Source organism: Nitratireductor aquibiodomus NL21 = JCM 21793 (assembly GCF_000615975.1).
Taxonomy (GTDB): Bacteria; Pseudomonadota; Alphaproteobacteria; order Rhizobiales; family Rhizobiaceae; genus Nitratireductor; species Nitratireductor aquibiodomus.
Genome location: NZ_BAMP01000135.1, coordinates 1 through 8216 on the forward strand (window position 1 = coordinate 1; position 8216 = coordinate 8216).

Annotated in this window: 9 protein-coding genes; 5 read left to right on the forward strand and 4 right to left on the reverse strand. The window is 64.0% G+C overall.

Annotation, left to right across the window (positions count from 1 at the left end):
• A partial coding sequence (locus JCM21793_RS21865; RefSeq protein ID WP_025031719.1) for an MFS transporter occupies positions 1 to 749 on the forward strand: 749 nt, incomplete at its 5' end.
• On the opposite strand, the gene purH is transcribed toward JCM21793_RS21865, so the two are convergent.
• Positions 743 to 2359, reverse strand: coding sequence for a bifunctional phosphoribosylaminoimidazolecarboxamide formyltransferase/IMP cyclohydrolase (purH, locus tag JCM21793_RS21870; protein WP_025031720.1), 1617 nt, complete (start codon positions 2357 to 2359; stop codon positions 743 to 745). The genes JCM21793_RS21865 and purH overlap by 7 nt on opposite strands.
• A gap of 142 nt (positions 2360 to 2501) precedes the next feature.
• On the opposite strand from purH, the gene JCM21793_RS21875 reads away from it, so the two are divergent.
• From JCM21793_RS21875 to JCM21793_RS21885, 3 genes are all read left to right on the forward strand, one after another.
• Complete coding sequence (locus JCM21793_RS21875) at positions 2502 to 2927, forward strand: GNAT family N-acetyltransferase (protein ID WP_025031721.1); 426 nt, start codon at positions 2502 to 2504, stop codon at positions 2925 to 2927.
• A gap of 225 nt (positions 2928 to 3152) precedes the next feature.
• Positions 3153 to 3605: an Lrp/AsnC family transcriptional regulator gene (locus tag JCM21793_RS21880; protein ID WP_007008348.1), complete on the forward strand. Its 453-nt coding sequence runs from the start codon at positions 3153 to 3155 to the stop codon at positions 3603 to 3605.
• A gap of 3 nt (positions 3606 to 3608) precedes the next feature.
• A complete protein-coding gene (locus JCM21793_RS21885; RefSeq protein ID WP_036541425.1) occupies positions 3609 to 4232 on the forward strand; it encodes a LysE family translocator in 624 nt (207 codons plus the stop codon).
• Here JCM21793_RS21885 and JCM21793_RS21890 read toward each other — a convergent pair.
• Positions 4223 to 5236: a helix-turn-helix domain-containing protein gene (locus JCM21793_RS21890; protein WP_244439961.1), complete on the reverse strand. Its 1014-nt coding sequence runs from the start codon at positions 5234 to 5236 to the stop codon at positions 4223 to 4225. The two genes, JCM21793_RS21885 and JCM21793_RS21890, sit on opposite strands and share 10 nt — an antisense overlap.
• Positions 5237 to 5401: 165 nt before the next feature.
• On the opposite strand from JCM21793_RS21890, the gene JCM21793_RS21895 reads away from it, so the two are divergent.
• Positions 5402 to 6421 (forward strand): alpha/beta hydrolase family protein, encoded by a 1020-nt coding sequence (locus JCM21793_RS21895; RefSeq protein WP_025031724.1) that lies wholly within the window; start codon positions 5402 to 5404, stop codon positions 6419 to 6421.
• 10 nt (positions 6422 to 6431) lie between these two features.
• Here JCM21793_RS21895 and JCM21793_RS29390 read toward each other — a convergent pair whose 3' ends face one another.
• Positions 6432 to 6599, reverse strand: a complete 168-nt coding sequence (locus tag JCM21793_RS29390) for a hypothetical protein (protein WP_155983514.1) — start codon at positions 6597 to 6599, stop codon at positions 6432 to 6434.
• A 23-nt stretch (positions 6600 to 6622) separates the two neighbouring features.
• Positions 6623 to 8216 (reverse strand): heparinase II/III family protein (locus JCM21793_RS21900; protein ID WP_025031725.1); only part of this gene is annotated, 1594 nt, incomplete at its 5' end.

Here is an 8216-nt window from a genome sequence, read left to right on the forward strand (position 1 = left end):
CGCGCCGCAGGGCGGCGACGGGGGCGATCCGCGAAGGGCTGACGCGTCTCGGCGCCACGCTGAAACGTCTGCCGGGCGAGCGCAGCTATTTCAGCTTTCTTCTGTCGTCCATGTTCTACCGCGATGCGCTCAACGCGCTCTATGCCTTTGGCGGTATCTATGCGGCGGGCGTGCTTTCCTGGTCGATCACGCAGATCGGGCTGTTCGGGATTCTGGCCAATGTGACCGGCGCACTCGGCGCATGGCTCGGCGGGCGGATGGACAGGCGCTTCGGGCCGAAGCTGGTGGTGAGCGTGTCCATCCTGATGCTCACGCTGTGCGCGCTGCTGGTGATTTCCACCACGCGTGAGGAGCTTCTTTTCATGCCGATCAGCGGGGCTGGGGCAAGCAGCCTCCCGGACATTGCCTTCTTCGTGGCAGGGGCTTTCATCGGCGCTGCGGGCGGGTCGATACAGGCGGCGTCGCGCACGCTGCTGGTGGATCAGGTATCGCGCGAGCGGGTGACGGAAGCCTTCGGGCTCTACGCGCTTTCCGGCAAGGCGACGACCTTTATCGGGCCGTTCGCTATCGCAATCGCCACCGGGTATTTCGCCTCGGGGGCTTTCGACTTTTCGATCGAAGACGCGCAGCGGCTCGGCGTGACGCCGATCCTTGTTCTGTTCCTCATCGGGCTGGTGCTTCTGCCCTTCGTGAAGAGCCGGCATCAGGAGGCGGCAGCTCCTGATGCTTCGAAGCGCTTTCGTCAGTGACGGAAGTGGCGCATGCCGGTCATGACCATGGCGATGCCATGCTCGTCGGCGGCGGCGATGACCTCGTCGTCGCGCATGGAGCCGCCCGGCTGAATGACGGCGGTGGCGCCGGCTTCAACGGCGGAGAGAAGCCCGTCGGCGAAGGGGAAGAAGGCGTCGGAGGCGACGACGGATCCCTTGGTCAGCGGCTCGGCGTTGCCGGCAGCTTCGGCTGCGTCTTCGGCCTTGCGGGCGGCAATGCGGGCGGAATCGACGCGGCTCATCTGGCCGGCACCGACGCCCACGGTCGCGCCGTCGCGAACGTAGACGATGGCGTTCGACTTTACATGCTTGGCGATGCGGAAGGCGAAGACGAGATCGGCCATTTCCTTCTCGCTCGGCGCGCGTTTGGTCACGACCTTGAGATCGAGATCGTCGACAACGCCATTGTCGCGCGACTGGACGAGCAGGCCGCCGGCAACGGTCTTGACGGCAAGGCCAGGCGCGCGCGGGTCGGCAAGTCCGCCGGTGACGAGCAGGCGCAGGTTCTTCTTGGCTGCAACGATGGCGCGGGCCTCTTCGGTCGCGTCGGGCGCGATGATGACCTCGGTGAAGATCTTGACGATTTCGGTGGCCGCTTCCGCGTCGAGCGGGCGGTTGAGCGCCACGATGCCGCCGAACGCGGAGACGGGGTCGCAGGCGAGCGCCTTTTCATAGGCTTCGCGCAGCGTCGCGCCCTCGGCCACGCCACACGGATTGGCGTGCTTGATGATGGCGACGGCGGCGGAGCGCTCCGGCGAGAACTCGGAGACGAGTTCGAAGGCGGCGTCCGTGTCGTTGATGTTGTTGTAGGAGAGCTGTTTGCCCTGAAGCTGGGTCGCGGTGGCGACGCCGGGGCGGCTTTCGCCGGTGACGTAGAAACCTGCCTTCTGGTGCGGGTTTTCGCCATAACGCATCACTTCCTGGAGCCTGCCGCCAACGGCGCGGAAATCCGGTGCGTCGACCTTGAGCGTTTCAGCGAACCAGCCGGAGATGGCCGCGTCATAGGCTGCGGTGCGGGCGAAGGCCTTGGCTGCGAGTTCCTGACGCAGACGATGGGGCAGGGCGCCATCGTTTTCGGCAAGCGCCTCGACGATACGGGCATAGTCGGCCGGCTCCGTGACCACGGCCACATAGGCGTGGTTCTTGGCTGCCGCGCGCAGCATGGCCGGACCGCCAATGTCTATGTTCTCGACCGTGGTTGCATAATCGCCACCGCCGAAACGCACCTCTTCGAACGGGTAGAGATTGATGACCAGAAGGTCGATGGGCGCGATGTCATGCTCTTTCATCGCGCTCGCATGGTCCGCATCATCACGAATGCCGAGCAGGCCGCCATGGACGCCCGGATGCAGCGTCTTCACGCGCCCGTCCATGATCTCGGGAAAGCCGGTCAACTCCGAAACGTCGCGCACGGCGATGCCTTCGCCGGAGAGTGTTTTGGACGTGCCGCCGGTGGAGACGATCTCGACATTGCGGCCCGAGAGCGCGCGGGCAAAATCGACGATGCCGCTCTTGTCGGAGACCGACAGAAGCGCACGGCGGACGGGAACGAGATCGGGTGCGGGAATGTTCTTGGCGGCAACGGACATGCGAGGCGGCTCCGGCTTTGGGGATGGATGTGGGGGACGTACCGGCAGGCGGGATGCAAATCAAGCTTGGCGGCAGGCTATTGCCGCTTTTGGCGACGAAACAGGCTTGCATCGGCCGCGCAAAAGGGCATTGGTGCCAAGCATGAGCGAGAAACCTGAAATCCTTTATGCCTGTGAGCCGGACCTTGAAGCCGTCGAGTTTGGCCGGGTGCTGCGTGAGTCCGGGCTGGGCGCGATCCGCCCGATTGATGATGAAGCGCGGCTTCGGCGCATGATCACCGGCGCCGGTCTCATCGTGACGGCGCGCCGCAATGTGGAGGGTAGACCGCTGGTGGGTGTTGCCCGCTCCGTGACCGACTTTTCCTGGTGCGCCTACCTTTCCGATCTTGCCGTCTCCTCAAAAGCGCAGGGGCTGGGGATCGGCCAGGGCCTGATTGACGAGACACGTCGCCAGCTTGGCCCTGACGTTGGCCTCATGCTGGCGTCTGTGCCGGAAGCGGTGGGCTTTTACGAACGCATCGGGATGGGACGGATCGATGATGCCTTCTGGTTCCGCCGGGAGCGTTGAGGCAGCACCAGTCGAACCGCCGGTGGGGGCAATGGTCTCATATCGCGCATGGCAACTGGCTTACTCGACAAGAGCGGCCGCCTGTGGCAATCAGGGAGCCCGAATGTGCATCAAGAAGCGTTTTGCTAATTTTTGCGGCGATTCTATATTTCTACCGCATATTTTATTGACTTACTGACTTTCTTCTGCAAATTCTCCTGTGAATGGATTTGCAGGAAGACTGTCATGGATCAAATCGACCATAAAATCGTGACCCTTCTGGCCGAGGATGCCCGCCGTTCTCTGGCTGATATCGGTGGCGTGGTGGGGCTTTCCGCATCCGCGGTCAATGAGCGTATTCGCCGGCTTTCAGCCAGCGGTGTTATCCGGCGGTTCACGGTGGATGCCGATCCGGCGGCGCTGGGCTGCCCGGTGCTCGTCTTCATCTGGGTGTCGCTGGTGCAGAATGTCAATGAAGAGGCATTTCGGGTGTTTGCCGCGGCCCACAAGGCGGTGGAGGAATGCCACCACGTGACGGGACCGTGGTCCTATCTGATCAAGGCGCGGGTGCCTTCGCTCGCCGATGTGGAAAGCGTGCTGGAAGACATGAAGAAACATGGCTTTCTGGCCCGCAGCGAGTCCGTCGTCGCCCTGTCGACGGTGGAGCCAGGGTCCTTCGCGCCGGTCGAGAAGGGCTGACGATTGGACGCGCTGCTCTTCGGCAAAAGCCTGCTGCTTGGGCTGGCGGTGGCGGCGCCGCTCGGGCCGATCGGCGCATTGTGCGTGAACAGGACGCTGGAGCACGGGCTGTGGGCCGGGGTCGCCGGCGGTCTGGGCACGGCACTGGCGGATGCCGTCTATGCGGCGCTGGCGGCCATCGGTTTTGCAGCGTTTGCGGCGGCCCTTGCGGTGGTCGACGTGCCGCTCAAGCTTGTCGGCGGCGCGTTTCTGGCGTGGCTCGGATGGAAGAGCTTTTCGCCGGCACCTTTGCGGGCGGCTGCCGAGGCACGGGCAAGCGATCTCTTCGGAACCGCCGCTGCCACGTTCTTCCTGACAATCACCAATCCGATGACCATTCTGGCCTTTGCGGCCATGTTTGCCGGTCTCGGGCTGGCGGACACGCCGCACCCCGCCGATGCGCTGGTCGTGGTGACCGGTGTCTTTCTCGGCTCGCTTCTATGGTGGTTCATTCTGAGCAGTGGCGTGGCGCTGGCGCGCGCGCGGTTGCCTGAAAGCCTGTCGCGGTGGGTGTCGCGCATTTCCGGTGTGATCCTGCTGGCCTTTGCGGCTTTCGCAATCGGCTCGGTGATGCGCAGCTACCTCTGATTGCCGGCTTCCGGCCGCCATTCGCGCGGCGTTGTGCCGGTGATGCGCCGGAACTCGCGGTTGAAATTGGATTTGGTGTTGAAGCCGCTCGAAAGCATGGCTTCGGTGACATTGGCGCCATCTTCAAGTGCGCGGCAGGCGTGGTGGATGCGGTGCCGGTTGATGTAGCGCGAAACGTTTTCGCCATTGACCAGATTGATGGCGGAGGAGAGTTGCTTCGCCGGTACATGCAATCGCCGGGCAAGCCGTGCAAGGGTGAGTGCGGGATCGAGATAGAGTGTGTCGGTCTGAAGGAGCGCATCGAGCCGCTGGACGAGATGGGCATCTTCCTCGCTGGGGTGGGGACTTTGCGGCGGGGATTCCGCCTCCGTCTCACCCATGGCATTGGGTGAAATGCTGAGCAATCCGATGGCAAGCAGTGCTGCCGACGAAAAGACGCTGACAATGACTGGCGGCAGCCCGGTCTGGCCGGTCATGATGGCAAGCGCAATGAGCGCGTCGCTGAGCGCCGACAGGATGAGGGCGAGACCGATGCCACCCCAGATTCGGGCTGGCAGGCGTCCGGCCTCAAGCCGTGCCAGAGGCAGATCATCGCCGCTGCGGTGCAGCTTCACCAGAATGGCGAGCCCATAGAGAACGAAGATGGCCGGTACCACCGTATCGAGCGTACCCGGCGCGAAGACGACGCAGAAAGCTGCGAAGGCAGGTGCTGCCAAGTGCACGAGATCGCGTGGCGATGAGAATGGCCGGAACGAGGCCGTCTGGAAAGCGAGCCAGGTGAGCGGCGGCACGAAAGTGGCAGTGATGGGCTGAAGGGGCAGAAGTGCGCCGATGCCATAATGCTGGCGCAGCGAAACGATGAGGCTTTGCAGCGCGCAGGCGGCAAGCAGCGCCATCAGAAATGGCGGGCGCTCGCCGGAAATGGCGATCCGGATCAGGAATGCACCGAGGACGAGTGCGATGATCATTGGAATGGGAAGGACCAGCATGGATGGCGTCTGCATGTTTCCTGCAAGAGTCTGGGTTGTGGCATCGCCACGAGACGGTGGCAACATCCGCGGAAACCTATCGTGCGAAAACCGGTTCGGTGCGACCTGAAACCGGTTTTAGGACGCGGGCAGAACGCGGGTTGAGCAGATTGGCGTCATCCAGATGAAAGGATGACGGATATGAAAAAACTGCTTTCTGCTTTTCTTATCGGCATGGGCCTGACGGGCGTAGCCATGGCTGAACCCTATGCCGGATATGACCGGCTGACGGTGAAGGCGGATCACCGCCCATCGGTTCTGGCTGCCTCGGTGTGGTATCGGGCGGGTACGCCGACCTATCGCGGACTGGTGGGCGACAATGCCGTTTTTCAGGGCTCTTCGGCCTATGTCGGTGCCGCGGTGGCGGAGGGGCGTTTTCCGCTCTTCGTGCTCTCGCATGGCTCTGGCGGCAACATGGATGCCATCTCCTGGCTTTCCTCGGCGCTGGCGATGCGCGGCGCGATGGTGCTGGCGGTCAACCATCCCGGCAGCACGTCGGGCGATTCTTCTCCGCGCCGTTCACTGCGGCTCGATGAGCGGGCCGCCGATTTGAGCGCTGCACTCGACGCGCTGCTCGATGAGCCTGCGTTTGCCGATCACGTGGATCGTTCGCGCATTACCGCGCTTGGCTTTTCGCTCGGCGGCGCCACGGCGCTGAACCTTGCCGGGCTGCGCTTCGACCGTGATGCCTATGCTGCCTATTGCGCATGGATCGGGGACGAAGGTCAGGACTGCGTGTTCTTCGCCAAGGGAGGCGTCGATCTCGAGGCGCTTCCCGAAGGGTTCGGCGCGGCGCTGCGCGATGATCGCATCGGACAGGCAATCGCCATCGACCCCGGCATGACCTATGCGGCGACGCCGGAAAGCATCGCCCGGACCGAAATGCCGGTGCTGCTCATCAATCTCGGTCGGACCCATCTGTTCAAGGCTGCGGATGTGGGGCAGGACGGGAGCGACCTGGCCGAAAAGCTGCCGTCTGCGGTGCTGAAGACAATCGCGCCGGCGCATCATTTCACCTTCCTTGCGGAGTGCAAGGCGGAAGGGGCAGCGATGCTCGCCGCGGAAAAGGACGACCCGGTTTGTGACGATCCCGAAGGGACCGATCGGGCGGCAGTTCACGAGGCGATTGTCGACGAGATCGTGGCGTTTGCCGGGCTTTGATCTGGCCTGATCATGTGGGGTGTTTGAGCAGGCTTTGCAGCATTGACGTGGTGCGTGGTTCGACAAGCTCACCATGAGGGTGGTGGTGGCTGGCAAACCCGCCCCACGGATTGTCGACCCAGTCCGCAGCACCCTTGAAGCAGCATCCCCGCTCCTCATGGTGAGCTTGTCGAACCACGCACCACGCCAATCTGGGCTGATCTAGCTGTTGCCGTTGATGGCGTGTGTCCTGCGGAGCCGCCATCGGATCTCGGGATACTCGGAGGCCGTGGTGTAGAGAACGATCTGGCGGCTCCTGCGGGGGCCGCCAAGGCCCGCGAAGAAGATCGATTCCTCAACCACGGGAATGATGCCCTCGACAGTGAAGAGCCAGGTGTCGGTGGCCTCGCCCGCCAGAATGTGGCGGCCTTCGGGGTCGCGGTAGATATCGATGTCGGGATGGATGTGGAAGCGCACGGCCACCGCATCGTCGCCGACTGCCGTTGAAGGAGATCCGTCGGGCCGGACGATACGGTCGATGCCTTCAAGCACCGCGCCTTCTTCGGAAAGGGAGAGGGCGCGCTCATGTATCAGGCCGAACCGCGAGACATAGCCATTGTGGCTGGCGGTGAAGCGGTGAACGCCCGCGCCATCGTCGCGCCGGCATTCGACCTTGCGGGGTCCGCCGATCAACGGCGTGCCGATCAGGTTGCTCCATTTCGGGGAGAGGCTGAAGCGGGCCTGCGACGTGTCGTTGAGCGTGACGGTGGAGTGTGCCGCCGTGGTGCGCGCAAGCGGTCGATAGCTGTCGTCGCCGTAATTGTCGATGCCGCTGTTGACCACAAACTGGTGGCGGCCCGAAGACATCTCGAATGAGAGACAGCCCGCATGGGCGAAATGGGAAAGGTCGGCCGGTGGTGGCGGCGCCGTGTCCGCGATGACCGTGGTGGCGCCCAGCGCCAGACGCTCATAGCCTGAATGCGGTGCGTGCAGGAGCGGCGCGCCACCGGTATCGTCGTAGCGCAGGATGGCGGCGACGCTGTCGTGCTGGGTGATGCCCATGCCGTTGAAACGGGCGATGGAGCCATCGCGGTGACGGAAGAAGCGCAGTGCCGGCAGCATGCGCTCGACAGCGTCGATGAGTGCCTGCGGGGGCTGCTCCGCCTGATTGGTGTAGGTCTGCCTGAGCGGCAGAAGGTCGGTCAGAAGTTCCATGATTGCGCGCGGATTGCGCGAGACATGGCCGCCGTCGGTGAGTATCTGCCGGTCGAGTTCCTGGGCGAGATTGCGGCTGGCGGCCTTGACCGCTGTGGCGGGTGCCGGCAGCGACAGGGCGCAGAATGCCAGCGCGATGCGGGCGCGCAGCCGGTCTTCGCCATCGGGTATGTCGCGGGCGTTTGTGCGCAGATAGCGCATCTGCACGGCGAGCATTTTCAGGAACTGGCGATAGAACGGAAGCTCGGCGCCCTGCAGCACGACGGAGGAATGCTGAAGCCATGCGATGAGGCGCCGGGCGGTGGTGCCCGGCTCCCACGGCATGCCGTAGACGCGCCTGCCGTAGAGCGCCATCCATTCTTCCACCAAAGCTCGGGCATTGGCCGAGGCGAGGTCGCTCTGGGCGGCGCGCATGTGGCGCAGCCAGCGAAAACTGTGCAGAGCGTCCTGCCAGGGGAGGTCGCTGATGGGGGCGCGGAAGGGCGACTGACCGCGCGTCTCGACAAGCTGGCCCGCAAGCAGGAACTGGCCGTGATAGATGTCGCGCGCGACCTGTGGGTCTGCGATGCGCAGGTCCGGTGGGGCGATCAGCACGCGTTCA

Excerpts from the sequence above, each read along its gene's own strand:
- JCM21793_RS21875 (WP_025031721.1), top strand. The coding sequence starts at position 2,502 with ATGAGCGAGAAACCTGAAATCCTTTATGCCTGTGAGCCGGACCTTGAA.
- JCM21793_RS21890 (WP_244439961.1), bottom strand. The coding sequence starts at position 5,236 with ATGCAGACGCCATCCATGCTGGTCCTTCCCATTCCAATGATCATCGCA.
- JCM21793_RS21895 (WP_025031724.1), top strand. The coding sequence starts at position 5,402 with ATGAAAAAACTGCTTTCTGCTTTTCTTATCGGCATGGGCCTGACGGGC.
- purH (WP_025031720.1), bottom strand. The coding sequence starts at position 2,359 with ATGTCCGTTGCCGCCAAGAACATTCCCGCACCCGATCTCGTTCCCGTC.
- JCM21793_RS21880 (WP_007008348.1), top strand. The coding sequence starts at position 3,153 with ATGGATCAAATCGACCATAAAATCGTGACCCTTCTGGCCGAGGATGCC.